This window comes from Enterobacter sp. CM29 (assembly GCF_013179605.1).
Lineage (GTDB): Bacteria > Pseudomonadota > Gammaproteobacteria > Enterobacterales > Enterobacteriaceae > Enterobacter > Enterobacter intestinihominis.
Genome location: NZ_JABMCU010000009.1, coordinates 23,371 through 46,926 on the forward strand (window position 1 = coordinate 23,371; position 23,556 = coordinate 46,926).

The following is a 23,556-nucleotide window of genomic DNA, read 5'->3' on the forward strand; positions in this document are numbered from 1 at the left end:
CTGTGACGTAAATTTCTACGCAGCTATTTGGCGATATTAGGGAGATGGCGGTAGAATGAACCGTTTTCAATCCCAACGTAAGCAAAAATATACGATGAATCTGAGTACTAAACAAAAACAGCACCTTAAAGGTCTGGCACATCCGCTCAAGCCTGTAGTGATGCTTGGCAACAATGGTTTGACCGAAGGGGTGCTTGCCGAGATTGAACAAGCGCTGGAACACCACGAGCTGATCAAGGTGAAAATCGCCTCTGAAGACAGAGACACTAAAAACCTGATCGTGGAAGCCATCGTGCGCGAAACCGGCGCCTGTAATGTACAGGTCATCGGTAAAACGCTGGTGCTCTATCGCCCATCTAAAGAGCGCAAAATCTCGCTGCCACGTTAAGGATATCCTGAATCAAACACATTTTCTGTGTGAAACGAGGGATTTCTTTCAGCAGGCGAGCAAAATGCCATGCTCCTTGAGTTGATAAAAGGCCGCTATGCGGCCTTTTTCTTTTCTTTACAATGTATCAACATCTTAGAAGAGAAGCGAATTACAGGTATTCAACCTTAATAATTTCGTATTCCACTTCGCCACCCGGGGTGCGGATAGTCACAACATCATCCTGCTCTTTGCCAATCAGGCCGCGAGCAATCGGGGAGTTCACCGAAATCAGGTTCTGTTTGAAGTCCGCTTCATCATCACCCACGATGCGATAGGTTTGCTCTTCGTCGTTGTCCAGATTCAGGACGGTGACGGTAGAGCCGAAGATCACGCGACCGTTGTTTGGCATTTTAGTGATATCGATAACCTGCGCGTTGGACAGTTTCGCTTCGATATCTTTGATGCGCCCCTCGCAGAAACCCTGCTGCTCACGCGCCGCGTGGTATTCAGCATTCTCTTTCAGGTCGCCATGCTCACGCGCATCCGCGATAGCGGCGATGATTTCAGGGCGACGTACGGATTTCAGAAAATCCAGCTCTTCGCGCAGTTTTTCGGCACCACGTAAGGTCATCGGAATAGCTTGCATTTGTTATACCTCTTAAACATTCCTGTTGGGAGCAGTGTTCCCTGCTCCAGCCCACCTGAACAGGCCAGAAGCAAAAAGAAAACCGACCCGGGAGCAACGCCCCAGGTCAGCAGCAATTTTTCAATTTGATACGCATTTTACCGCGAAGTTCACTATGGGTCATCGTTTACTTTACAGTGCCATGCACCGTAGTATGACGGTTTGTTTTCGGGTTGTTAGCGCGAGATTATGCGATTTTCCAGTTTTATCATCGGATTGACTACCAGTATAACGTTCACCGTTCAGGCCGCGAATGTTGATGAGTACATTAATCAACTGCCCGCCGGCGCGAACCTTGCCCTGATGGTGCAGAAGGTTGGCGCGCAGGCTCCCGAGATTGACTATCACAGTCAACAGATGGCGCTGCCTGCCAGTACCCAGAAGGTGATCACTGCCCTCGCCGCCCTGCTCCAGCTCGGGCCTGACTTCCGTTTTACTACCACCCTTGAAACCAGAGGTAACGTTGAGGGTGGCGAACTGAAAGGCGATCTTATCGCCCGTTTTGGTGGCGATCCCACCTTTAAGCGCCAGGATGTCCGCAACATGGTGGCGGTACTGAAAAAATCCGGCGTAACAAAAATTGATGGCAACGTGCTGATCGACACCTCCATTTTCGCCAGCCACGATAAAGCGCCTGGCTGGCCATGGAACGACATGACGCAGTGCTTTAGCGCCCCGCCAGCCGCCGCCATCGTTGACCGTAACTGCTTCTCCGTATCGCTTTACAGCGCGCCAAAACCCAATGACTTAGCGTTTATCCGCGTGGCGTCTTACTACCCGGTCACGATGTTCAGCCAGGTGCGGACGCTGGCGAAAGGCTCCCCGGAGGCACAGTATTGTGAGCTCGACGTGGTACCGGGCGATCTCAACCGCTATACGCTCACCGGCTGCCTGACCCAGCGGGCCGATCCCCTCCCGCTGGCCTTTGCCATTCAGGATGGCGCAGGCTATGCCGGTGCCATTTTTAAAGATGAACTGAAGCAGGCGGGCATAACCTACACCGGAACGCTGCTGCGCCAGACGCAGGTGAATGAACCAGGCACGGTGATTGCCAGCAAACAGTCCGCGCCACTGCATGATTTGCTTAAGATTATGCTGAAAAAGTCGGATAACATGATTGCCGACACGGTGTTCCGTATGATCGGGCACGCGCGCTTTGGTGTGCCAGGAACCTGGCGGGCCGGTTCTGATGCCGTACGTCAGATCCTGCGCCAGCAGGCGGGTATCGATCTGGGCAATACGATCGCTGTCGACGGTTCCGGTTTATCGCGCCATAACCTGATCTCACCGGCCACCATGATGCAGGTGTTGCAGTACATCGCTCAGCATGACGCTGAGCTAAACTTTATTACAATGCTGCCGCTCGCCGGACACGATGGGTCACTTCAGTACCGTGCGGGCCTTCACGCTGCAGGCGTGGATGGCAAAGTGTCAGCCAAAACGGGTTCCCTGCAAGGCGTTTACAACCTTGCCGGTTTTATCACGACAGCCAGCGGGCAACGCATGGCCTTTGTGCAGTATCTTTCCGGCTATGCCGTCGAACCGGCTGACCAGCGCAATCGTCGTATTCCACTGGTGCGTTTCGAAAGCAGGCTCTATAAGGACATCTACCAGAATAACTAGCGATGAAACTACTGATAGTTGAAGACGATCTGTTATTACAGGAAGGGTTAGCGCTGGCACTGGGGAATGAGGGCTACGCCCTGGATTGTGCCGCCACGGCGGCTGAAGCAGATGCCTTGATCCAGAGCGGAGAATACAGCCTTGTGATCCTGGATTTGGGACTGCCGGATAAAGACGGCGCGACGCTGCTCTGCCAGTGGCGTCGTCGCGGAGTGGAGAATCCCGTATTGATTCTCACCGCCCGCGATGCCATTGAAGACAGAATTAACGGGCTGGATTCTGGCGCTGACGATTATCTGGTAAAACCCTTCGCCCTTGCCGAGCTACAGGCTCGCGTACGGGCGTTAATCCGCCGCTATCAGGGCCACAGCGACAACATGCTGACGGACGGGGATATCACCCTCAATCTGCAAACTCAGCAGGTGCTGCGCCAGTCTCAGCCTGTGGAAGTGACCCCAAAAGAGTTCGCTCTGCTGACGCGTCTGATCATGCGCAGCGGGCAGACCGTGCACCGTGAAACGCTGCAACAGGACATCTACTCCTGGCAGGACGATCCAGGATCAAACACGCTTGAAGTTCACATTCATAATCTGCGCCGCAAGCTCGGTAAAGATCGCATCAAAACCGTACGTGGCGTGGGTTACCGTCTGGAGAGCCAGAAATGAACAGTATGCGCCGGCGATTAATGGTGTTGCTGGCGGTTATACTGCTATTTTTTCAACTGGTTAGCGTAGTCTGGCTGTGGCATGAGAGCCGCGAGCAAATCGGTTTTCTGGTGAACGAAACGTTGTCTGCGAAAGCGCGCAACAAGCATGTCGAAAAAGAGATCCGCGAAGCCATTGCCTCCCTGCTGGTTCCTTCTCTGGTGATGGTCGGTTTTACCCTGTTCTTCTCATTCTGGGCCGTCACCTGGATCACCCGACCACTCAACAAACTTCGCGTCAGCCTTGCGAACCGTTCGGCGGATAATCTGACTCCCCTGCCGATGTATTCTGATATGGAAGAGATAGGCGCAGTAACCACGTCCCTCAACCAACTCCTCGCCCGGCTGGACCACACTATTCAACAGGAACGCCTGTTTACCGCCGATGCGGCACACGAGTTACGTACGCCGCTTGCGGGGATCAGGCTTCATCTGGAACTGATGGCTCAGTCCGGTTCCCCGCAGGCCACGCCACTGATAAACCGGATCGATCAGTTGATGCACACGGTGGAACAGCTGCTGATGCTGGCGCGTGCCGGACAGGCGATGGCCAGCGGCCATTACGATACCGTGAACTGGACTGAGACGATCATTGCTCCGCTTAGCCTGGAGCATGAAGCCAAAGAGCATACGGTGATATGGCCGGCCCACAGCGCGCTGACGGTTCAGGGGGACGCCGTCCTGTTACGTCTGATGCTAAGGAACCTTCTGGAGAATGCCGCCCGCTACAGCCCGGCAGGCACAACCATTGAAGTGGCATTAACAGCGACGGAGAGCGGTACCCGGGTGAGCGTTATCGATCAGGGGCCGGGTATTGATGAGGCACACCGCCAGTCGATCACCGAACCTTTCCGACGTCTCGACCAGCGCTACGGCGGCAGCGGCCTTGGGCTGAGCATCGTACAGCGTATCGTACAGCTCCATCATGGCAATTTAACGCTGGAGAACGGCGCTGCGGGCGGCCTCATCGCCAGCTGTTGGTTACCGGCGAAAATAGGATAAAAAAAAGCCCCGTTAAGGGGCTTTATACTGAGGTTAGTGCTTGTAGATGAACTCGACGCCTTCTTCGTCGTCTTCATCCCAGTCATCGTCCCAGTCTTCATCATCTTCATCCGCTTCCAGCTCTTCGAGCTGCTGGCGGTGGTAGTCATCCCACATGAATTCAACTTTTTCAGGCTGTTTTGCCTCTTCTGCCTGAACAACCGGATTCTCGATGATAAAGGTCATCACATCCCAGCAGAGATCTTTCACGCCAACCTGGCTGGCGGCAGAGATCAGGTAGTACTTATCTTCCCAACCCATCGCTTCGGCAATCGCTTTAGCTTTCGCTTCAGCTTCCGCTTTGTCCATCAGGTCGATCTTGTTAAATACCAGCCAGCGCGGTTTTTGCGCCAGTTTTTCACTGTATTTCTCCAGCTCACCGATAATGATACGGGCGTTTTCAACCGGATCGGAACCGTCGATTGGATCGATGTCGATGAGGTGCAACAGTACGCGACAACGCTCAAGGTGCTTCAGGAAGCGAATCCCCAGACCGGCGCCTTCTGCTGCCCCTTCAATCAGACCCGGGATGTCAGCGACCACGAAGCTCTTCTCGTTATCCATACGGACAACGCCCAGGCTCGGTACCAGTGTCGTAAACGGATAATCTGCCACTTTTGGTTTCGCCGCAGAGACCGCACGGATAAACGTCGATTTACCGGCGTTTGGCATACCCAGCATCCCCACATCCGCCAGCAGCATCAGTTCCAGTTGCAGGTCGCGCTTATCACCCGGGGTACCCATGGTTTTCTGACGCGGGGTACGGTTAACGGAAGATTTGAAACGGCTGTTACCCAGACCGTGCCAGCCGCCTTTCGCCACCATCAGGCGCTGACCGTGTTTGGTCATATCACCCATGGTTTCGCCCGTGCCCTGATCGATGACACGCGTACCTACCGGCACTTTGATCGTCACGTCTTTACCGCGTTTACCGGTACAGTCGCGGCTCTGGCCATTCTGCCCACGTTCGGCGCGGAAAGATTTTTCGAAACGGTAGTCGATCAGCGTGTTGAGGTTTTCATCCGCCTCCAGCCACACGTCGCCACCGTCCCCACCGTCACCGCCGTCAGGACCGCCACGTGGAATATATTTTTCACGGCGGAAGCTTACACAACCGTTACCGCCATCACCTGCCACGACCAGAATCGTCGCTTCATCAACAAACTTCATTTTACTCTCCGTAACTCATTCGCCTGAGCGGGGGACTATTACAACCGCTTCATTTTTGCGCCAACGCCCCCAGAGACGATGACCAATGGCGGAATACATCGCGCCCGCAACCACGACAAACGCACCGAGATAACCCAACAGGTTGAGCATCGGCTTGACGAAGACATCGGGCCAGGCCATTGATAACAAATCTGAAAATAACAGCGTAAACAGCGGGGTAAGCGTGATTAAGGCGCTCACCTGTGCTGCCTGCCAGCGCGCCATGGCTTCAGCCAGCGCGCCATAACCGACCAGCGTGTTCAGCCCACAAAAAATGAGGCACGCCAGTTGCCAGTCGCTGAGCTGGGTAATCACCCCCGGCTTAGCTAACGGCAATAATGCCAGTGTACACAAAGTGTACAGCAAAAAGAGGATCTGCTGTGAGGCAAGACGACGCAATAACACCTTTTGCGCGACGCCATAACTCACCCAGACCGTTGCTGCACCCACCCCAAAAATGACACCCCAGGTGTAATCCGTCAGGCGGGTAAAAATCTCGATCAGACTGGTGTTAAAGAACATCACCAGACCGCAAAGCAACATGCTTGCCCCGATGATCTGCGTACCGCGCATCTTCTCCTTGAGGATGAATACGCTGGCGACCATCATGCCGACCGGTGATAGCTGACCAATCACCTGCGACGCTGTAGGGCTAAGATATTGCAGGGAAGAGCTGAACAGAATGAAGTTACCGAACAGACCGCTCGTCGCGATAGCCAGTAACACCAGCCAGCGCGGTTTTCGGAAGATGCGCAGCGGTGGCAGCTTACCTTTGACGGCCAGAATGGCGCCCAGGCCTATACTTGCCATCAGGAAGCGATAAAACACCACCGTGGGCGGTTCCATCACTTCCAGTACCTGCTTCATTGCAATTGGCAGTGCACCCCAGCACATCGCGGTAGTGAGCGCCAAAAGAATACCAATGCCGGCCTGCTGCTTCATGCCCGTTTTCCCTACAGAAAATTTTCCGGGTTTCCAATGTAAAAAGCCCCGCAACACGTTGCGGGGCTTTAATCCGTTACCGGACCGAGAAAACCTTACTCAGCAACGATGCTGATGTATTTACGGTTGTTCGGGCCTTTAACTTCAAATTTCACTTTACCGTCTGCTTTAGCAAACAGAGTGTGGTCACGACCGCAACCTACGTTGGTACCCGCGTGGAACTTGGTGCCACGCTGACGAACGATGATGCTACCCGCCAGAACGGATTCGCCACCGAAACGCTTAACGCCCAGGCGTTTAGCTTCTGAATCGCGACCGTTACGTGTGGAGCCGCCAGCCTTTTTATGTGCCATTTAAATCTCTCCTCAGGTCTTAGGCGCTGATGCCAGTAATTTTCACATCAGTGAACCACTGACGGTGGCCCTGCTGCTTACGATAGTGTTTACGACGACGAAACTTAACGATTTTAACTTTCTCGCCACGACCGTGAGCAACAACTTCAGCTTTGATAACGCCGCCATCAACGAAAGGAACGCCGATTTTGACTTCTTCACCGTTTGCGATCATCAGAACTTCAGCGAACTCAACAGATTCGCCAGTTGCGATGTCCAGCTTTTCCAGGCGAACGGTCTGACCTTCGCTTACTCGGTGTTGTTTACCACCACTTTGGAAAACCGCGTACATATAAACTCCGCTTCCGCGCACATCCTCGTATGATTCAGAGTGCGCTATAAATATTCACAATAGGGCGCGAATATTACGCAAAACGCGAGCCTTTGACAAGTGCTACCATCAATACATGAAGAAAAAAAACACAACACGTACGGTAACGTTTATCTGAGCCATTTTTTCAGTACAATCAGCAATACTATTTATAAACCGAAACCCTTTGTGTACCCATCTCGTGTGGGATAAACAGGATAAAAAGCCCGGCTTTTGCGATGAATTTAGAAAAAATCAATGAGTTAACCGCGCAAGATATGGCGGGTGTGAATGCAGCAATCCTGGAGCAACTCAACTCTGACGTTCAGCTGATCAATCAGTTGGGCTATTACATCGTCAGCGGCGGCGGTAAACGTATTCGTCCGATGATTGCCATTCTGGCCGCACGCGCGGTTGGCTATCAAGGAAATGCCCACGTCACGATCGCGGCGCTGATCGAATTTATCCACACCGCCACCCTGCTTCATGACGATGTTGTGGATGAATCAGACATGCGTCGTGGCAAAGCCACCGCCAATGCCGCGTTTGGTAATGCGGCAAGCGTTCTGGTAGGGGATTTTATCTATACCCGAGCCTTCCAGATGATGACCAGCCTTGGCTCGCTGAAGGTGCTGGAAGTGATGTCAGAAGCCGTAAACGTTATCGCTGAAGGCGAAGTCCTACAGTTGATGAACGTCAACGACCCGGACATCACCGAAGAAAACTATATGCGGGTAATTTACAGCAAGACCGCACGTCTGTTTGAAGCCGCCGCGCAGTGCTCCGGCATTCTGGCAGGCTGTAGCGAAGCTCAGGAAAAAGGGCTTCAGGACTACGGCCGTTACCTCGGCACCGCGTTCCAGCTGATTGATGATTTGCTGGACTACAGCGCGGATGGCGAAACGCTCGGTAAAAACGTTGGCGATGACCTGAACGAAGGCAAGCCAACGCTGCCGCTGCTCCACGCGATGCGCAATGGCACACCAGAGCAGGCGAAAATGATCCGGGAGGCTATCGAGCAGGGAAATGGTCGCCATCTTCTGGAACCGGTACTGGAAACAATGGCCATCTGTGGTTCCCTTGAATGGACGCGTCAGCGTGCTGAAGAAGAAGCAGACAAAGCCATCGCCGCAATTCAGGTCATTCCCGACAGCCCATGGCGTGATGCGCTAATCGGCCTCGCGCACATCGCCGTCCAGCGCGACCGTTAATCCCCTCCTCATCTCCCTGCGATCTCGTAGGGAGGTTCCAGTACGCACCAATAAATTACATTTACGCGTAAGCTCATCAGGTTACAGGCCGTATGTATAAAGCCGTGCCTTATTCTGAATATTGCTTCTCGTAACATGAACTTTTTAGAACAGATGTTCGAAGTGAGTATAGTAATGCTGTCTTTTCACACGAAACGACGTGGACGATAACGAATACAAGGACAGCATTATGGATACAAAATTCATCGACTGGCATTCTGCTGACATTATTGCGGCACTGCGTAAAAAAGGGACATCGCTGGCTGCCGAATCACGTCGTCATGGGCTGAGCTCGTCGACGCTGGCAAACGCCCTGACCCGCCCATGGCCGAAGGGGGAACTGATTATTGCGACGGCGCTGGATACGCATCCGTGGGTGATATGGCCGTCACGCTATCACGATCCCATTACCCATGAATTTATCGACAGAACGCGCATGATGCGCCAGAGCAAAGCGAAGAAAGCACATCAGGACTGATGCACCCGGATTTACAGGAACAGCAATCCCCCGGCCTGTTCTGGCAGGGGGGTGCCGGAACGATTACTCGCCCTTCACACGCTCGATATTCGCACCCAGCGCGCGCAGTTTGTCTTCAATACGCTCGTAACCACGATCGATGTGGTAGATACGATCGACAACGGTAGTCCCTTCCGCAATACAACCTGCCAGTACGAGGCTCGCAGACGCGCGCAGATCGGTCGCCATCACCTGCGCACCGGACAGTTTTTCAACGCCGTGGCAAATGACCGTGTTGCTTTCAATCTCAGCATGCGCACCCATACGGATCAGTTCAGGTACGTGCATGAAACGGTTTTCGAAGATAGTTTCCGTGATGAAGCCTGTGCCTTCGGCCACCAGGTTCAACAGGGTGAACTGTGCCTGCATATCCGTCGGGAATGCCGGATGTGGCGCAGTGCGCACGTTAACGGCTTTAGGACGCTGCCCGTGCATATCGAGGCTGATCCAGTCTTCACCAATTTCAATGTCCGCACCCGCATCGCGCAGTTTCGCCAGCACCGCATCCAGGGTATCCGGTTGTGCGTTACGACAAACAATCTTACCGCCAGAAATGGCAGCCGCTACCAGGAAAGTACCGGTTTCGATACGGTCTGGCAGTACGCGGTACACACCACCACCCAGACGTTCAACGCCTTCGATGGTGATACGGTCTGTGCCCTGCCCGCTGATCTTCGCCCCCAGCGCGACCAGGAAGTTCGCGGTATCCACGATTTCCGGCTCTCGGGCGGCGTTTTCGATGATGGTAGTGCCTTCTGCCAGCGTAGCAGCCGACATGATGGTTACCGTTGCGCCCACGCTCACTTTGTCCATGACAATGTGCGCGCCTTTCAGGCGACCATTGACGGACGCTTTAACGTACCCCTCTTCCAGCTTGATCTCCGCGCCCAGCTTTTCCAGACCGAAGATATGCAGGTCGACTGGACGGGCGCCGATAGCGCATCCGCCCGGCAGTGAAACCTGTCCCTGACCGAAACGCGCAACCAGCGGGCCAAGCGCCCAGATGGAAGCACGCATGGTTTTCACCAGCTCATACGGCGCTGAGAAGTTGTTCACGTTGCTGGCATCGATCCAGACGGAACCGTTACGCTCCACTTTGGTGCCCAACTGGCCGAGCAACTTCATGGTCGTGTCGATATCTTTCAGCTTCGGTACGTTCTGGATCTCTACCGGCTCTTCTGCGAGCAGCGCAGCGAAAAGAATGGGCAGCGCGGCGTTTTTAGCGCCAGAAATTGTGACTTCGCCCTGGAGACGCGTGGGTCCCTGTACACGAAATTTATCCATCGTTTGCTCTCTTATAAATTCAACCGTGCTGCGGGCGCTTCGCCCTCAGCTCAAAAACCGTTTAGTTTGCGATCGCGTGCCCACTCCTGTGGGGTGAACGCTTTAATCGACAGGGCGTGGATGCGGTTATCCGCAATGTATTCCATCAGCGGCGCGTACACAGCCTGCTGTTTCTTCACGCGACTCATTCCGTCGAACATCTCACCCACAGCAATAACCTGGAAGTGACTGCCATCGCCAGAGACGTGGGCTTCCTGAAGGGAGAGTGCATTCATCAGCACTGTCTGGATTTCATTATTTTCCATGGGGTCTACATCATCTGATAGTGAAAACAAGCTCAACATCTTAGAGCAAAGTGGCGCGGTCTTAAACAAGCAAAAAGCCCCGACGCGTAAACTGTCGGGGCTTTCGGAAGTAACGTACTGAAAAAGTTAGCGAGGTAATACGTCTTCAGGCAAATTGTAAAGCTGTGCAAGGGTTACGACATTATCGCTTACCCCCGTCAGGGTGACGCTACTCCCCTGCTTTTTGCCCGTGGCCACCAGGTGCGCCAGCAGGGCGATACCGGCGGTATCTACCCGCGTGACGCCATGGAGATCAATCAACGTCACGCCCTGCATCGCGTTATGGCGAGCGTCCCACAGCGGGTTAAGCAGATCCTGATCCAGCTCTCCCGTCAGCGTCAACGTCTCGCCGTCACGCGCCCAGCTAAGCTGCTGTGACATTACTTCTTCTCGTCCAGGGTAATTTTCTGACGAGAGATGGACTGAAGCTGAGCCGTCAGGCCATCGATGCCTTTGGTGCGCAGCAGATCGCTCCACTCGTTCTGTTTAGTGGTGATCATGCTGACGCCTTCAGCGATCATGTCGTACGCCTGCCAGTTTCCGGTCTGGCTGTTTTTACGCCACTGGAAGTCCAGGCGTACCGGTGGACGACCGTTTGGATCGATAATCGTCACGCGGATAGGAATGATGGTGGCATCGCCCAGCGGCTGTTCAGGGGCAATCTGATAGGTCTGCCCGTGGTACATCGCCAGCGCCTGGCCGTAAGCCTGTTTCAGGTATTCACGGAACGCCGCAAAGTAAGCCTCGCGCTGCGCCGGGGTCGCGTCTTTGTAGTAACGGCCCAGCACCAGTGCGCCCGCGTACTTGATCTGCACATACGGCAGCAGCTCCTGATCCACCACATCGCGCAGATAATCAGGGTTAGAACGGATTTTGGGCTGTTCGTTTTTAAGACGGTCGAAGGTTTTCTTCGCGGCCTCATCCATCAGTTTGTACGGGTTACTCTGATCCGCAGCGTGCGCCGCGGTTAGAGGGGCAATGACCAGCATGGCAACCATTAACAGTCGTTTAAACATGAATGACTTCTCCTGAAATTAATTCGTCGCGCCTGGCGTCGGTTCGACGTTGGTGTGGTCTTCACTCTGCGCAGGGGCATCGTCAGACTTTTTATCATCCCCTTTACTGTTGTAAAGGAACTGACCAATCATATCTTCCAGCACCATCGCTGACTTGGTATCCTGGATTACGCTACCGTCTTTAAGGATAGACGTTCCCAGCTCAGGATCTTCAAAACCAACGTTAAGGGCCAGATATTGCTCCCCCAGCAGGCCAGAGGTGCGGATAGAGAGCGAGCTGGTGTCCGGAATGTGGTTATAGCGTTCTTCGATATCCATTGCGACGCGCGGCAGATAGGTTTTCTCATCAAGCGTAATGTCAGCGACACGTCCAATAACGACGCCACCAATACGGACCGGTGAGCGCGCCTTCAGGCCGCCGATATTATCGAAAGTCGCGTAGACGCGATACGTCGGCTCGGTGCGAACAGAGGTGATGTCCGCCGCGCGCAGGCAGATAAACAGCGCGGCCAGCAGCGCCAGAAGCAAAAACACGCCAACCCAAATTTCATTTTTTCTCGTTTGCATGAACTCAATTCCCAAACATCAGTGCGGTGAGCACAAAATCCAGACCTAAAACGGCCAGCGACGAATGTACGACAGTACGCGTCGTTGCACGGCTAATGCCCGCCGACGTCGGAATGGCATCGTAACCATTAAACAACGCAATCCAGGTAACCGTCACAGCGAAAACCACGCTCTTGATCAGACAGTTCACCAGATCCATCCGCAGATCGATGGCGTCCTGCATGGCAGACCAGAAGAACCCGGCATCAATGCCTTTCCAGTTGACGCCAACCAGCGCGCCTCCCCAGATACCTACCGCCACAAAGAGGATAGTCAGTAACGGCAAGGAGATAACCCCGGCCCAGAAGCGCGGCGAGATCACCCGGCGCAGCGGATCGACCGCCATCATCTCCATACTGGAGAGCTGCTCTGTGGCGCGCATCAGGCCAATTTCAGCCGTCAGCGCTGATCCGGCACGCCCGGCGAACAGCAGCGCTGCTACAACCGGCCCGAGTTCACGCAGCAGCGAGAGCGCCACCAGCATGCCAAGGCTGGTTTCCGCGCTGTAGGTTGTCAGCACCAGATACCCCTGCAACCCTAGCACCATGCCAATAAACAGACCCGACACGATGATGATAAGCATCGACAGCACGCCGACGTTATAAAGCTGCCGCACCAGTAACGGCGCATGCTTGCGGAACTCCGGTTTGCCAACCAGCGCGTTGAACAACATTAATCCGGCACGCCCGAACGTACTGATGGTTTTTAGGCCACGGTGTCCAAGACCCGCCAACGCATTTAACAGCATGAGTGGATTAACTCCCTATTCCCAGTAAATCGTCATGATAGTCGCCCGCCGGATAGCGGAAAGGCACCGGCCCATCTGCGATACCGTCCAGGAACTGCCGCACGCGCGGATCGCCATTCTCCTGCAACGCCTGAGCGCTGCCGTGGGCGACGATCTTTTTGTCAGCCACAATATAGGCATAATCAGCAATGCTCAGCACTTCCGGCACGTCGTGGGAAACCACCACGCAGGTGACGCCAAGGGCGCTGTTCAGCTCCGAGATTAACTTCACCAGCACGCCCATGGTGATAGGGTCCTGCCCGACGAACGGTTCATCGAACATGATTAAATCGGGTTCCAGGGCAATAGCACGCGCCAGCGCGGCGCGGCGCGCCATCCCACCCGAGAGTTCGGACGGCATAAGTTTCGCAGCCCCCCGCAACCCCACAGCTTCGAGCTTCATCATCACCGTGCTGTGCAACAGCGCAGGAGGAAGATGGGTGTGCTCACGCAGCGGATAGGCCACGTTGTCAAATACGTTCATATCGGTGAACAGCGCACCCGACTGAAAGAGCATGCTCATCCGTTTGCGAACCGTGTAGAGGCGCGAGCGAGACATCTCCGGGACGTTTTCACCGTCGAAGAGAATTTCGCCGCTATCAGGGGGGATTTGCCCGCCGATAAGACGCAGCAACGTCGTTTTACCGATCCCTGACGGCCCCATGATGGCGGTGATTTTACCGCGCGGCACGGTCAGCGAAATATCATCAAATATCACCCGGTTGCCGCGAGAAAAACTGACGCCCCGGACATCGACTATATTCGCCATCGTTTGGCTCATTTATGGTTCCTTACTTACCTTGCTTCACTGCTGGCATGAAGCGTAAATCAGCCCTAAACCCCGCATTTTTACAGAATATTCACTATTGGGGTTAGCGAAAGCTGGCATTTGTTTTACTTTTCCGGCGCATAAAGTCAAAATTAGGAATTCGTCACGTCTCAGACTTCATCTGGCGCTAAAATTCGTGCGCAGTGGACCAGCGAGTATACCTGAAGAAAGGACTTTTGATGCTTTTAGCAACAGCACTGTTAATAATTGGTTTACTGTTGGTGGTCTACAGTGCTGACCGTTTGGTCTTTGCCGCATCCATTCTCTGTCGACTCATTGGCATGCCGCCCATCATTATTGGGATGACGGTGGTCAGTGTAGGCACATCGCTTCCTGAAATCATCGTTTCTGTTTCAGCCTCGTTGCATGGCCAGGTCGACCTCGCTATTGGCACTGCGATTGGCTCTAACATCGTCAATATCTTGCTGATTTTAGGCTTAGCCGCATTACTGCATCCATTTCGCGTACATTCCGATGTTTTGCGTCGTGAATTGCCGCTAATGTTAGTCGTCAGTCTGCTGGCAGGCTATGTGCTTTATGACGGGGTGCTGAGCGTCGGTGACGGTATATTCCTGCTCGCCCTGGCCGTGATCTGGTTGCTTTACAGCGTGAAGATCGCACGTCTGGCGGAAAAACAGGGTAATGATAGCCTCACGCGTGAGCATCTCGCCGAACTACCACGGGAAGGGACCTTACCCGTCGCCCTGCTGTGGCTGGGCGTCGCGCTGATTATAATGCCAATGGCCACGCGGATGGTGGTCGATAACGCGACGGTGCTGGCGAACGCGTTTGCGATGAGCGAACTGACAATCGGTCTGACGGTCATCGCCATCGGCACCAGCCTGCCAGAGCTGGCTACCGCCATCGCCGGGGCGCGTAAAGGGGAAGATGATATCGCCATCGGCAATATCATTGGCTCGAATATTTTCAATATCGCGATCGTGACGGGGCTGCCGGCATTAATCTCACCGGGGCCGTTTAACCCTATGGTCTTCACGCGCGATTACGGTGTGATGCTACTGGTCAGCGTAATTTTCGCCCTGCTCTGCTGGCGGCGAAAAGAGCAGATCGGCAAAGGCGCGGGTGCGCTGCTGACGGGTGGATTTATCGTATGGCTGGCGATGCTGTACTGGCTCTCGCCACTTCTCTCTGGGTAAACGGAAACGCATTATGTCGCAAATAGAATTGCAGCCGGGTTTTGACTTTCAGAAAGCAGGCAAAGACGTTCTGGAGATTGAACGTGAAGGTCTGGCGCAGTTAGATCAGTACATTAATCAGGATTTTAGTCTGGCCTGTGAGAAGATGTTCTACTGCGCCGGTAAAGTCGTGGTGATGGGGATGGGCAAATCCGGCCATATCGGGCGCAAAATGGCGGCGACCTTTGCCAGTACCGGCACGTCGTCATTCTTCGTTCATCCCGGTGAAGCCGCGCACGGTGACCTCGGCATGGTTACGCCGCAGGACGTGGTTATTGCGCTGTCCAACTCCGGGGAATCGAATGAAATCCTGGCGTTGATCCCGGTGCTGAAGCGTCTGCACGTACCGCTGATTTGCATGACCAGCCGCCCGGAAAGCAGCATGGCGCGTGCGGCAGATATTCACCTGTGCGTGAAGGTGCCGAAAGAAGCCTGTCCGCTGGGGCTGGCGCCGACCTCCAGCACAACCGCCGCGCTGGTGATGGGCGATGCCCTTGCCGTTGCGCTGCTGGAAGCCCGCGGTTTTACGCCTGAAGATTTCGCTCTGTCTCACCCCGGCGGCGCGCTCGGGCGCAAACTGCTGCTGCGGGTCAACGATATTATGCACACCGGGGATGAGATCCCGCACGTCAGCAAAGAGGCCTCTTTGCGCGACGCGTTACTGGAGATCACCCGTAAAAACCTGGGCATGACGGTTATCTGCGACGATCTGATGAAAATTCAGGGCATTTTCACCGACGGCGACCTGCGCCGGGTATTCGATATGGGTGTGGATGTCCGAACGCTGGGCATCGCTGATGTAATGACACCAGGCGGGATCCGCGTCCGTCCGGGCACGCTGGCGGTAGATGTACTGAACCTGATGCAGTCCCGTCATATTACCTCAGTGATGGTTGCCGATGGCGACCAACTGCTGGGTGTGGTACATATGCATGATCTGCTGCGCGCTGGCGTAGTGTAATGAAGGATAAGACAATGAGTAATGCGGGTGCATCCCTTGCAACCTGTTATGGCCCGGTGAGCGCCCACATGATGGCAAAGGCGGAAAATATCCGCCTGCTGATCCTCGATGTGGATGGTGTGCTCTCCGACGGTCTGATTTATATGGGCAATAACGGCGAAGAGCTGAAAGCCTTTAACGTTCGCGACGGTTACGGTATCCGCTGTGCGCTCACGTCCGGTATTGAAGTTGCAATCATCACCGGGCGGAAAGCTAAACTGGTAGAAGATCGGTGTGGAACGCTGGGCATTACCCATCTCTATCAGGGGCAGTCTGATAAGATGGTAGCCTTCCGGGATCTGTTGGGAAAACTGGCCATTGCACCAGAGAATGTGGCATACGTCGGGGATGATTTGATCGACTGGCCAGTCATGGCGGAGGTGGGTCTGAGCATCGCCGTGGCTGACGCGCACCCGCTGCTGATCCCGCGTGCTGATTATGTTACCCATATTCACGGTGGCCGCGGCGCCGTCCGTGAAGTCTGCGATCTGCTTCTGCTGGCGCAGGGCAAGCTTGATGAGGCGAAAGGGCAATCGATATGAGTAAAACCAGACGTTGGGTTATCATTCTGCTTGCGCTTGTCGCCCTGGTACTGATTGGCGTAAACCTCGCCGACCGCGAAGATACGCAAGCGGAAGTGGTTAACACGAGCGACCCGACCTATAAAAGCGATCACAGCGACACCGTGGTCTATAGCCCGGAAGGCGCGCTGAACTATCGCCTCGTTGCTCAGCATGTAGAATATTTTTCAGATGACGGTACTTCGTGGTTTACCCAACCGGTCATGACCACCTTTGATACGGACAAAGTGCCGACGTGGTCTATCAAGTCTGACCGGGCAAAACTGACAAATGACCGTATGCTTTACCTGTATGGTCACGTTGAAGTCAACGCCCTGACTGCTGACGCGCAACTGCGAAAAATTACGACGGATAACGCCCAGATCAACCTGGTCACCCAGGATGTCACGTCGCAGGATTTAGTCACCCTGTATGGCACAACATTTAATTCCAGCGGTTTAAGAATGCGCGGGAACTTACGCAGCAAAAACGCCGAGCTGATTGAAAAGGTTAGAACCTCCTATGAAATTCAAAACAAACAAACTCAGCCTTAAAGTTGTTATCGCCAGCGCGCTGCTGGCGGCCAGTCTTCCCGCGCTTGCTGTGACTGGCGACACCGAACAGCCGATTCATATTGAATCCGATACCCAGTCTCTGGATATGCAGGGTAACGTCGTCACCTTTACCGGCAACGTGGTCATGACCCAGGGCACCATCAAAATCAACGCCGACAAAGTGGTCGTTACCCGACCGGGCGGCGAGCAGGGCAAAGAGATTATCGATGGTTATGGCAACCCGGCCACCTTCTACCAGATGCAGGACAACGGCAAGCCGGTGAAAGGCCATGCCTCGCATATGCACTATGAACTGGCGAAGGATCTGGTCATCCTGACCGGTAATGCTTACCTGGAACAGCTGGACAGCAATATCAAAGGCGACAAGATCACTTATCTGGTGAAAGAGCAGAAAATGCAGGCCTCCAGTGAAAAAGGCAAACGCGTCACGACCGTTCTTGTGCCTTCGCAATTGCAGGACAAGAACAACGGCCAGGCTCCGGCACAGAAAAAGAGTAACTAATTCGTTATGGCAACTTTAACTGCAAAAAACCTCGCGAAAGCGTATAAGGGCCGCCGCGTCGTCGAAGATGTCAGTCTGACCGTCAACTCCGGCGAAATCGTGGGTTTGCTTGGCCCTAACGGGGCGGGTAAAACCACGACCTTCTACATGGTGGTGGGCATCGTCCCGCGTGACGCCGGCAACATCATCATCGATGATGAAGATATCAGCCTGCTGCCACTGCATGCCCGCGCGCGTCGTGGAATCGGCTATCTGCCGCAGGAAGCCTCCATCTTCCGCCGCTTAAGCGTGTTCGACAACCTGATGGCCGTGCTTCAGATCCGTGACGATCTGACCAGCGAGCAGCGCACTGACCGTGCGAACGAGCTGATGGAAGAGTTTCATATCGAACATCTGCGTGACAGCCTCGGTCAGGCGCTGTCCGGTGGTGAACGCCGCCGCGTTGAGATTGCGCGCGCGCTGGCAGCAAACCCGAAATTTATCCTGCTGGATGAACCGTTTGCGGGCGTTGACCCCATCTCCGTTATCGATATCAAACGTATTATTGAGCACCTGCGCGACAGCGGGCTTGGCGTACTGATCACGGACCACAACGTTCGCGAAACGCTGGCCGTGTGTGAGCGCGCCTACATAGTGAGCCAGGGCCATCTGATTGCCCACGGTACGCCGCAGCAAATCCTCGAAGATGAGCATGTTAAGCGCGTGTACCTTGGGGAAGACTTCAGACTCTGATAGGGTAGAGGTTAAGTCACGCCGAACCGGAGAAAAACGCTCTGAACATGAAGCAAGGTTTGCAATTACGGCTCAGCCAGCAACTGGCCATGACGCCGCAGCTACAACAGGCAATCCGTCTGTTGCAGCTGTCCACGTTAGAACTCCAGCAGGAGCTCCAGCAGGCGCTGGACAGCAATCCGCTGCTGGAGCAAACCGATCTTCATGACGAGGTAGACGCTCAGCAGACGCAGGACACAGAAACGCTCGACTCCGTAGATGCGCTCGAACAGAAAGAGATGCCGGAGGAACTGCCGCTGGATGCCAGCTGGGATGAAATCTACACCGCGGGTACCCCTTCCGGGACGCGTGCAGATTACCAGGACGATGAACTCCCGGTCTACCAGGGCGAAACTACCCAGTCGCTTCAGGACTACCTGATGTGGCAGGTTGAGCTGACGCCTTTCTCTGATACCGATCGCGCCATTGCCACCTCGATTGTCGATGCCGTTGACGACACGGGCTATTTGACCGTGACGCTGGACGAGATTCTGGAAAGCATCGGCGATGACGAGATTGAACTGGAAGAGATCGAAGCCGTCCTGAAACGCGTTCAGCGTTTCGACCCGATTGGCGTCGCCGCGAAAGATCTGCGCGACTGCCTTCTGATCCAGCTTTCGCAGTTTGCCAAAGAGACACCGTGGATTGATGAAGCCCGGCTCATCATCAGCGAGCATCTGGATTTGCTGGCAAATCACGACTTCCGCACCCTGATGCGCGTCACGCGCCTCAAAGAAGAGGTGCTGAAGGAAGCGGTGAATCTGATCCAGTCACTCGATCCGCGTCCGGGGCAATCTATCCAGACCAGCGAACCGGAATACGTTATTCCTGATGTGCTGGTGAGAAAACACAATGGCCGCTGGGTCGTTGAACTGAACGCCGACAGCATTCCTCGCCTGCAAATCAACCAGCAATACGCCTCCATGTGCACCAGCGCCCGTAACGACGCTGATAATCAATACATTCGCAGCAACCTTCAGGAAGCACGCTGGTTGATTAAGAGTCTGGAAAGCCGTAATGACACGCTGCTGCGCGTCAGCCGCTGTATTGTCGAACAGCAGCAGGCATTCTTTGAGCAGGGCGAAGAGTTTATGAAACCGATGGTGCTGGCGGACATCGCCCAGGCCGTCGAGATGCATGAATCAACCATTTCCCGCGTGACCACGCAGAAGTATCTGCACAGCCCACGCGGTATTTTTGAGCTTAAGTATTTCTTCTCCAGCCACGTGAACACCGAAGGCGGCGGCGAAGCCTCGTCAACAGCTATTCGCGCACTGGTGAAGAAGTTGATCGCCGCGGAGAACCCCGCGAAGCCACTCAGTGACAGTAAGTTAACCACCATGCTGTCCGATCAGGGTATTATGGTGGCACGCCGTACTGTCGCGAAGTATCGAGAGTCTTTATCCATTCCGCCGTCTAACCAGCGTAAACAACTGGTTTGACACAACCGATAAGGAAGACACTATGCAGCTCAATATCACCGGACATAACGTCGAAATTACTGAGGCTTTACGCGATTTTGTAAACGCTAAGTTCGCGAAACTCGAGCAGTATTTCGAGAGGATCAACCAGGTCTATGTTGTGTTGAAAGTGGAGAAAGTGACGCATATCTCGGATGCGACCCTGCACGTCAACGGAGGGGAACTTCATGCCAGTGCGGAAGGGCAAGACATGTACGCGGCTATCGACGGCTTGATTGATAAGCTTGCGAGACAGCTCAATAAACATAAAGATAAACTGAAACAACACTAATTGTCCGGGCAGTTAACGGGTGCAGGACGGCCTGTTGTGAAACACAACAGGCCATTTGTACAGTTAGCGCTTAGGTGAAATTATGATAAACAACGATTCCGCTCTTCAACTGAGCAATGTCCTTAACCAGGATTGTACCCGCAGTGGCGTTCACTGCCAGAGCAAAAAACGTGCGCTGGAAATCATCAGTGAGCTGGCCGCAAAACAGCTGGGTCTGCCGCCGCAGATCGTGTTTGAAGCCATTCTGACCCGTGAAAAAATGGGCAGTACCGGCATCGGCAATGGCATTGCGATCCCGCATGGCAAGCTGGAAGAAGATACGCTGCGTGCCGTGGGGGTGTTTGTGCAACTGGAAACGCCTATCGCTTTTGACGCCATCGATAACCAGCCTGTGGATCTGCTCTTCGCGCTGCTGGTTCCTGCCGATCAGACCAAAACCCACCTGCACACGCTGTCGCTGGTTGCCAAACGTCTGGCGGATAAAACCATTTGTCGTCGACTGCGCTCAGCTCAAAGTGATGAAGAGCTTTATCAAATTATCACTGAAGCAGAAGGCAATCAGGATGAGGCATAATCGGGAAAGGGCCTTCAGAACGGCTGCCCTGAGGAGAAACGGAACATGGTGCTGATGATCGTCAGCGGTCGTTCGGGGTCCGGGAAGTCCGTGGCCCTGCGCGCGCTGGAAGACATGGGATTTTACTGCGTAGATAACCTGCCGGTAGTGCTGTTACCCGATCTGGCGCGGACGCTGGCGGACAGGCAAATCTCTGCCGCCGTCAGTATTGACGTGCGTAACATGCCGGAATCGCCGGAAATCTTCGAGCAGGCAATGAACAGCCTGCCGGAGTGCTTCTCGCCTCAGCTCTTGTTCCTGGACGCTGACCGCAACACGCTGATCCGCCGTTACAGCGATACACGTCGTTTGCATCCGCTCTCGAGTAAAAATCTTTCGCTGGAAAGCGCCATCGATAAAGAGAGCGATCTGCTTGAGCCGCTGCGTTCCCGGGCCGACCTGATTGTCGACACTTCAGAAATGTCCGTCCACGAGCTGGCGGAAATGCTGCGTACTCGCTTACTCGGCAAGCGCGAGCGCGAACTGACGATGGTGTTTGAATCCTTCGGCTTTAAGCACGGTATCCCTATCGATGCGGATTACGTTTTTGATGTGCGTTTCCTGCCGAACCCACACTGGGATCCGAAACTGCGTCCGATGACCGGTCTGGATAAGCCGGTGGCGGCGTTCCTCGACCGACACACAGAAGTACACAATTTTATCTACCAGACGCGAAGCTACCTTGAGCTATGGTTACCTATGCTGGAGACAAACAATCGTAGCTACCTGACGGTGGCGATTGGCTGTACCGGCGGTAAACATCGTTCGGTCTACATTGCCGAACAGCTGGCCGATTACTTCCGCTCACGCGGGAAGAACGTTCAGTCCCGTCATCGCACGCTGGAAAAACGCAAAACATGACCGTAAAACAGACCGTCGAAATCACCAATAAGCTGGGCATGCATGCGCGCCCGGCGATGAAGCTGTTTGAACTGATGCAGGGTTTTGATGCTGAGGTGCTGCTGCGCAACGATGAGGGAACCGAGGCAGAAGCCAACAGCGTGATTGCGCTGCTGATGCTGGATTCTGCCAAAGGCCGCCAGATTGAAGTTGAAGCCACCGGCCCGCAGGAAGAAGAAGCGCTGGCGGCAGTAATTGCCCTGTTTAACGCCGGGTTTGACGAAGATTAACGTTCGCCACGTCGGCGGGTAGCGCTGCGCTTACCCGCTTTACATAAGATTATTTCGCTCCATAAACCCTTCCCCACCCAGCTGACGCATCTGGCGCATAATCCACGCCTGGCGGCTTCGCACGTAGCCTGACGGCGCGCTGGCCTTAAAACGCAGCGGGTTCGGCAGCACGGCGGCAAGCAGTGCCGCTTCGGACATAGTCAGCCTGCTGGCGGGCTTGCCAAAATAGCGCTGCGATGCCGATTCGACGCCAAACACGCCGTCACCAAACTCCGCGATATTCAGGTAGACGGTCAAAATGCGTTTTTTGCTCCACACCGTCTCAACGCCCAGCGTCAGCCCGGCCTCCAGCCCTTTTCTCACCCAGCTGCGACCGTCCCATAAGAACAGATTTTTTACCGTCTGCTGAGAAAGCGTCGACGCACCGCGGACGCGGTTTTCATGACGTTCATTATGATCCAGCGCCTTCTCGATAGCCGCCACGTCAAAACCCCAGTGCTCCGGGAATTTCTGATCTTCTGCCGCAATGACCGCCAGCCCCATCCACGGGGAGATTTCATCCATGCCGACCCAGTCTGAGTGGGCAATATAGCCAAAATCACCCGAGAGCCAGGCGCTAATCTGCCGCTCTGCCATCACGGCCGAGAACGGGACGGGCAGGATGCTGAACAGCGCAATGCCTCCGCCCCAAAAAACGGCCAGGACCAGCACAATACGCAGCAGGATCCGTTTTAACCACCCGCCAGGGGATAATTTACGGCTCATTCGGTAAGAACCAGCACTCTGTCCACCAGCTTTTCAATGCCTGCAGCAGCCTCGGCAATGTTCTGCGCCAGCATATACGCCGGCGTGGTGACGATTTTATTGTCCTCATCCACCACAATGTCGTCTACCGGGCATGGCACGTGTTCGCCGCCCATATCTTCGACAATTTCAGCAGTATCAATGTCGGTTCCGATCGTGAGCCGCAGCGGGAAATCAAAAATTTTCGGCAGCATGGCTGGCGCAATGCAGATAAAGCCCTGCGGCTTACCCGCCGCATGCATCGCCAGCGATAGCGCTTTCAAATCGGGCTCGACCTGACACGCCGCGCCTTGCGTTGCAAACGTGCTCAGATTTTTCGCCGCGCCAAAGCCGCCCGGCACGATGAGCGCATCTAGCTCAGCCGCATCGGCCTGTACCAGCGGATGAATATCCCCGCGCACAATACGTGCCGCTTCAATCAGCACGTTACGGCTTTCCGCCATTGGCTCGCCGGTAAGATGATTAACCACGTCTGCCTGCGTTTTATCCGGAGCGAAGCAGATAACGTCGGCCCCCTGACGCGATAATGCCAGCAGCGTTAATACGGTTTCATGTATCTCTGAACCATCGTAAACGCCACATCCGCTCAGCACGACACCCACTTTCTTCATTCTGACGATCCTTCTATGCAACTCGCTGAAGCACATTAAAAATTCTGATTAAAACGCTATGCTTCACACATTTCACTGATTCATGTAACAAACTGTTTAAGATTTGCTATCTTATCTGCGTGCGGCCTTAATTT

General features: G+C 54.4%; 31 protein-coding genes. 17 read left to right on the plus strand and 14 right to left on the minus strand.

Annotated features, from left to right (window positions below; all coding sequences use genetic code 11):
• The first annotated feature begins 94 nt into the window (after positions 1–94).
• A complete protein-coding gene (yhbY, locus tag HP459_RS02440) occupies positions 95–388 on the plus strand; it encodes a ribosome assembly RNA-binding protein YhbY (RefSeq protein ID WP_003861814.1) in 294 nt (97 codons plus the stop codon).
• 151 nt (positions 389–539) lie between these two features.
• On the opposite strand, the gene greA is transcribed toward yhbY, so the two are convergent.
• Complete coding sequence (gene greA / locus HP459_RS02445) at positions 540–1,016, minus strand: transcription elongation factor GreA (protein ID WP_014171793.1); 477 nt, start codon at positions 1,014–1,016, stop codon at positions 540–542.
• A 228-nt stretch (positions 1,017–1,244) separates the two neighbouring features.
• Between greA and dacB the strand changes: the two genes are divergently transcribed.
• The 3 genes from dacB to pmrB are packed head-to-tail and all read left to right on the plus strand — an operon-like array spanning position 1,245 to position 4,383.
• Complete coding sequence (gene dacB, locus HP459_RS02450) at positions 1,245–2,678, plus strand: serine-type D-Ala-D-Ala carboxypeptidase (RefSeq protein ID WP_003861817.1); 1,434 nt, start codon at positions 1,245–1,247, stop codon at positions 2,676–2,678.
• A 2-nt stretch (positions 2,679–2,680) separates the two neighbouring features.
• Positions 2,681–3,343 (plus strand): two-component system response regulator PmrA, encoded by a 663-nt coding sequence (pmrA, locus tag HP459_RS02455; RefSeq protein WP_046620875.1) that lies wholly within the window; start codon positions 2,681–2,683, stop codon positions 3,341–3,343.
• The gene (gene pmrB / locus HP459_RS02460; protein ID WP_171935895.1) at positions 3,340–4,383 is read left to right on the plus strand and encodes a two-component system sensor histidine kinase PmrB; all 1,044 of its coding nucleotides are present in this window, start codon (positions 3,340–3,342) and stop codon (positions 4,381–4,383) included. The genes pmrA and pmrB overlap by 4 nt, the downstream gene beginning before the upstream one ends.
• Before the next feature lie 33 nt (positions 4,384–4,416).
• On the opposite strand, the gene cgtA is transcribed toward pmrB, so the two are convergent.
• The 4 genes from cgtA to rplU form a co-directional block, all read right to left on the minus strand.
• Positions 4,417–5,592: an Obg family GTPase CgtA gene (gene cgtA, locus HP459_RS02465; RefSeq protein ID WP_046620879.1), complete on the minus strand. Its 1,176-nt coding sequence runs from the start codon at positions 5,590–5,592 to the stop codon at positions 4,417–4,419.
• A 15-nt stretch (positions 5,593–5,607) separates the two neighbouring features.
• Positions 5,608–6,573 (minus strand): DMT family transporter, encoded by a 966-nt coding sequence (locus HP459_RS02470; RefSeq protein WP_171935896.1) that lies wholly within the window; start codon positions 6,571–6,573, stop codon positions 5,608–5,610.
• 95 nt (positions 6,574–6,668) lie between these two features.
• Positions 6,669–6,926: a 50S ribosomal protein L27 gene (gene rpmA / locus HP459_RS02475; protein ID WP_003861831.1), complete on the minus strand. Its 258-nt coding sequence runs from the start codon at positions 6,924–6,926 to the stop codon at positions 6,669–6,671.
• A gap of 19 nt (positions 6,927–6,945) precedes the next feature.
• A complete protein-coding gene (rplU, locus tag HP459_RS02480) occupies positions 6,946–7,257 on the minus strand; it encodes a 50S ribosomal protein L21 (protein WP_003025032.1) in 312 nt (103 codons plus the stop codon).
• A gap of 257 nt (positions 7,258–7,514) precedes the next feature.
• Between rplU and ispB the strand changes: the two genes are divergently transcribed.
• Both ispB and sfsB read left to right on the plus strand, forming a co-directional pair.
• Entirely contained in the window at positions 7,515–8,486 is a 972-nt protein-coding gene (gene ispB, locus HP459_RS02485) for an octaprenyl diphosphate synthase (RefSeq protein ID WP_006812126.1), read from the plus strand.
• A gap of 229 nt (positions 8,487–8,715) precedes the next feature.
• Positions 8,716–9,003, plus strand: a complete 288-nt coding sequence (sfsB, locus tag HP459_RS02490; RefSeq protein ID WP_022649524.1) for a DNA-binding transcriptional regulator SfsB — start codon at positions 8,716–8,718, stop codon at positions 9,001–9,003.
• A gap of 63 nt (positions 9,004–9,066) precedes the next feature.
• Here sfsB and murA read toward each other — a convergent pair whose 3' ends face one another.
• The 7 genes from murA to mlaF form a co-directional block, all read right to left on the minus strand.
• Positions 9,067–10,326, minus strand: coding sequence for a UDP-N-acetylglucosamine 1-carboxyvinyltransferase (murA, locus tag HP459_RS02495; protein ID WP_006812128.1), 1,260 nt, complete (start codon positions 10,324–10,326; stop codon positions 9,067–9,069).
• Between the two features lie 50 nt (positions 10,327–10,376).
• Complete coding sequence (gene ibaG, locus HP459_RS02500; RefSeq protein WP_003861840.1) at positions 10,377–10,631, minus strand: BolA family iron metabolism protein IbaG; 255 nt, start codon at positions 10,629–10,631, stop codon at positions 10,377–10,379.
• Between the two features lie 126 nt (positions 10,632–10,757).
• A complete protein-coding gene (mlaB, locus tag HP459_RS02505) occupies positions 10,758–11,051 on the minus strand; it encodes a lipid asymmetry maintenance protein MlaB (RefSeq protein WP_022649525.1) in 294 nt (97 codons plus the stop codon).
• Positions 11,051–11,686: a phospholipid-binding protein MlaC gene (gene mlaC, locus HP459_RS02510; protein WP_006812130.1), complete on the minus strand. Its 636-nt coding sequence runs from the start codon at positions 11,684–11,686 to the stop codon at positions 11,051–11,053. Before mlaC ends, mlaB begins: the two co-directional genes overlap by 1 nt.
• A gap of 18 nt (positions 11,687–11,704) precedes the next feature.
• Positions 11,705–12,253, minus strand: coding sequence for an outer membrane lipid asymmetry maintenance protein MlaD (mlaD, locus tag HP459_RS02515; RefSeq protein ID WP_022649526.1), 549 nt, complete (start codon positions 12,251–12,253; stop codon positions 11,705–11,707).
• Positions 12,254–12,257: 4 nt separating this feature from the next.
• On the minus strand, positions 12,258–13,040 hold the full coding sequence (gene mlaE / locus HP459_RS02520; RefSeq protein WP_003861848.1) for a lipid asymmetry maintenance ABC transporter permease subunit MlaE: 783 nt from the start codon (positions 13,038–13,040) through the stop codon (positions 12,258–12,260).
• A gap of 7 nt (positions 13,041–13,047) precedes the next feature.
• Entirely contained in the window at positions 13,048–13,860 is an 813-nt protein-coding gene (gene mlaF / locus HP459_RS02525) for a phospholipid ABC transporter ATP-binding protein MlaF (protein WP_022649527.1), read from the minus strand.
• Positions 13,861–14,087: 227 nt separating this feature from the next.
• Here mlaF and HP459_RS02530 point away from each other — a divergent pair, with 227 nt between their 5' ends.
• From HP459_RS02530 to npr, 11 genes are all read left to right on the plus strand, one after another.
• Positions 14,088–15,065, plus strand: a complete 978-nt coding sequence (locus HP459_RS02530; protein ID WP_003861852.1) for a calcium/sodium antiporter — start codon at positions 14,088–14,090, stop codon at positions 15,063–15,065.
• A 13-nt stretch (positions 15,066–15,078) separates the two neighbouring features.
• Positions 15,079–16,065, plus strand: coding sequence for an arabinose-5-phosphate isomerase KdsD (gene kdsD / locus HP459_RS02535; RefSeq protein WP_003861853.1), 987 nt, complete (start codon positions 15,079–15,081; stop codon positions 16,063–16,065).
• 14 nt (positions 16,066–16,079) lie between these two features.
• The gene (kdsC, locus tag HP459_RS02540) at positions 16,080–16,646 is read left to right on the plus strand and encodes a 3-deoxy-manno-octulosonate-8-phosphatase KdsC (RefSeq protein WP_171935897.1); all 567 of its coding nucleotides are present in this window, start codon (positions 16,080–16,082) and stop codon (positions 16,644–16,646) included.
• A complete protein-coding gene (gene lptC / locus HP459_RS02545) occupies positions 16,643–17,218 on the plus strand; it encodes an LPS export ABC transporter periplasmic protein LptC (RefSeq protein WP_022649529.1) in 576 nt (191 codons plus the stop codon). Before kdsC ends, lptC begins: the two co-directional genes overlap by 4 nt.
• Positions 17,187–17,741, plus strand: coding sequence for a lipopolysaccharide ABC transporter substrate-binding protein LptA (gene lptA, locus HP459_RS02550; protein ID WP_006812136.1), 555 nt, complete (start codon positions 17,187–17,189; stop codon positions 17,739–17,741). Before lptC ends, lptA begins: the two co-directional genes overlap by 32 nt.
• Positions 17,742–17,747: 6 nt before the next feature.
• Positions 17,748–18,473, plus strand: a complete 726-nt coding sequence (gene lptB, locus HP459_RS02555) for an LPS export ABC transporter ATP-binding protein (RefSeq protein ID WP_003861862.1) — start codon at positions 17,748–17,750, stop codon at positions 18,471–18,473.
• Positions 18,474–18,520: 47 nt separating this feature from the next.
• Entirely contained in the window at positions 18,521–19,954 is a 1,434-nt protein-coding gene (gene rpoN / locus HP459_RS02560; RefSeq protein WP_022649530.1) for an RNA polymerase factor sigma-54, read from the plus strand.
• A 22-nt stretch (positions 19,955–19,976) separates the two neighbouring features.
• On the plus strand, positions 19,977–20,264 hold the full coding sequence (gene hpf / locus HP459_RS02565; protein ID WP_014171818.1) for a ribosome hibernation promoting factor: 288 nt from the start codon (positions 19,977–19,979) through the stop codon (positions 20,262–20,264).
• Between the two features lie 82 nt (positions 20,265–20,346).
• Positions 20,347–20,838, plus strand: coding sequence for a PTS IIA-like nitrogen regulatory protein PtsN (gene ptsN, locus HP459_RS02570; RefSeq protein ID WP_003861869.1), 492 nt, complete (start codon positions 20,347–20,349; stop codon positions 20,836–20,838).
• A 45-nt stretch (positions 20,839–20,883) separates the two neighbouring features.
• The gene (rapZ, locus tag HP459_RS02575; protein ID WP_003861870.1) at positions 20,884–21,738 is read left to right on the plus strand and encodes an RNase adapter RapZ; all 855 of its coding nucleotides are present in this window, start codon (positions 20,884–20,886) and stop codon (positions 21,736–21,738) included.
• Positions 21,735–22,007, plus strand: a complete 273-nt coding sequence (gene npr, locus HP459_RS02580) for a PTS phosphocarrier protein NPr (RefSeq protein ID WP_003861872.1) — start codon at positions 21,735–21,737, stop codon at positions 22,005–22,007. The genes rapZ and npr overlap by 4 nt, the downstream gene beginning before the upstream one ends.
• Before the next feature lie 39 nt (positions 22,008–22,046).
• On the opposite strand, the gene mtgA is transcribed toward npr, so the two are convergent.
• Positions 22,047–22,772: a monofunctional biosynthetic peptidoglycan transglycosylase gene (gene mtgA, locus HP459_RS02585; RefSeq protein WP_171935898.1), complete on the minus strand. Its 726-nt coding sequence runs from the start codon at positions 22,770–22,772 to the stop codon at positions 22,047–22,049.
• Positions 22,769–23,422 carry an isoprenoid biosynthesis glyoxalase ElbB gene (gene elbB / locus HP459_RS02590; RefSeq protein ID WP_038416794.1) on the minus strand — a complete coding sequence of 218 codons (654 nt, stop codon included), beginning with the start codon at positions 23,420–23,422 and terminating at the stop codon, positions 22,769–22,771. The genes mtgA and elbB overlap by 4 nt, the downstream gene beginning before the upstream one ends.
• Positions 23,423–23,556 lie beyond the last annotated feature (134 nt).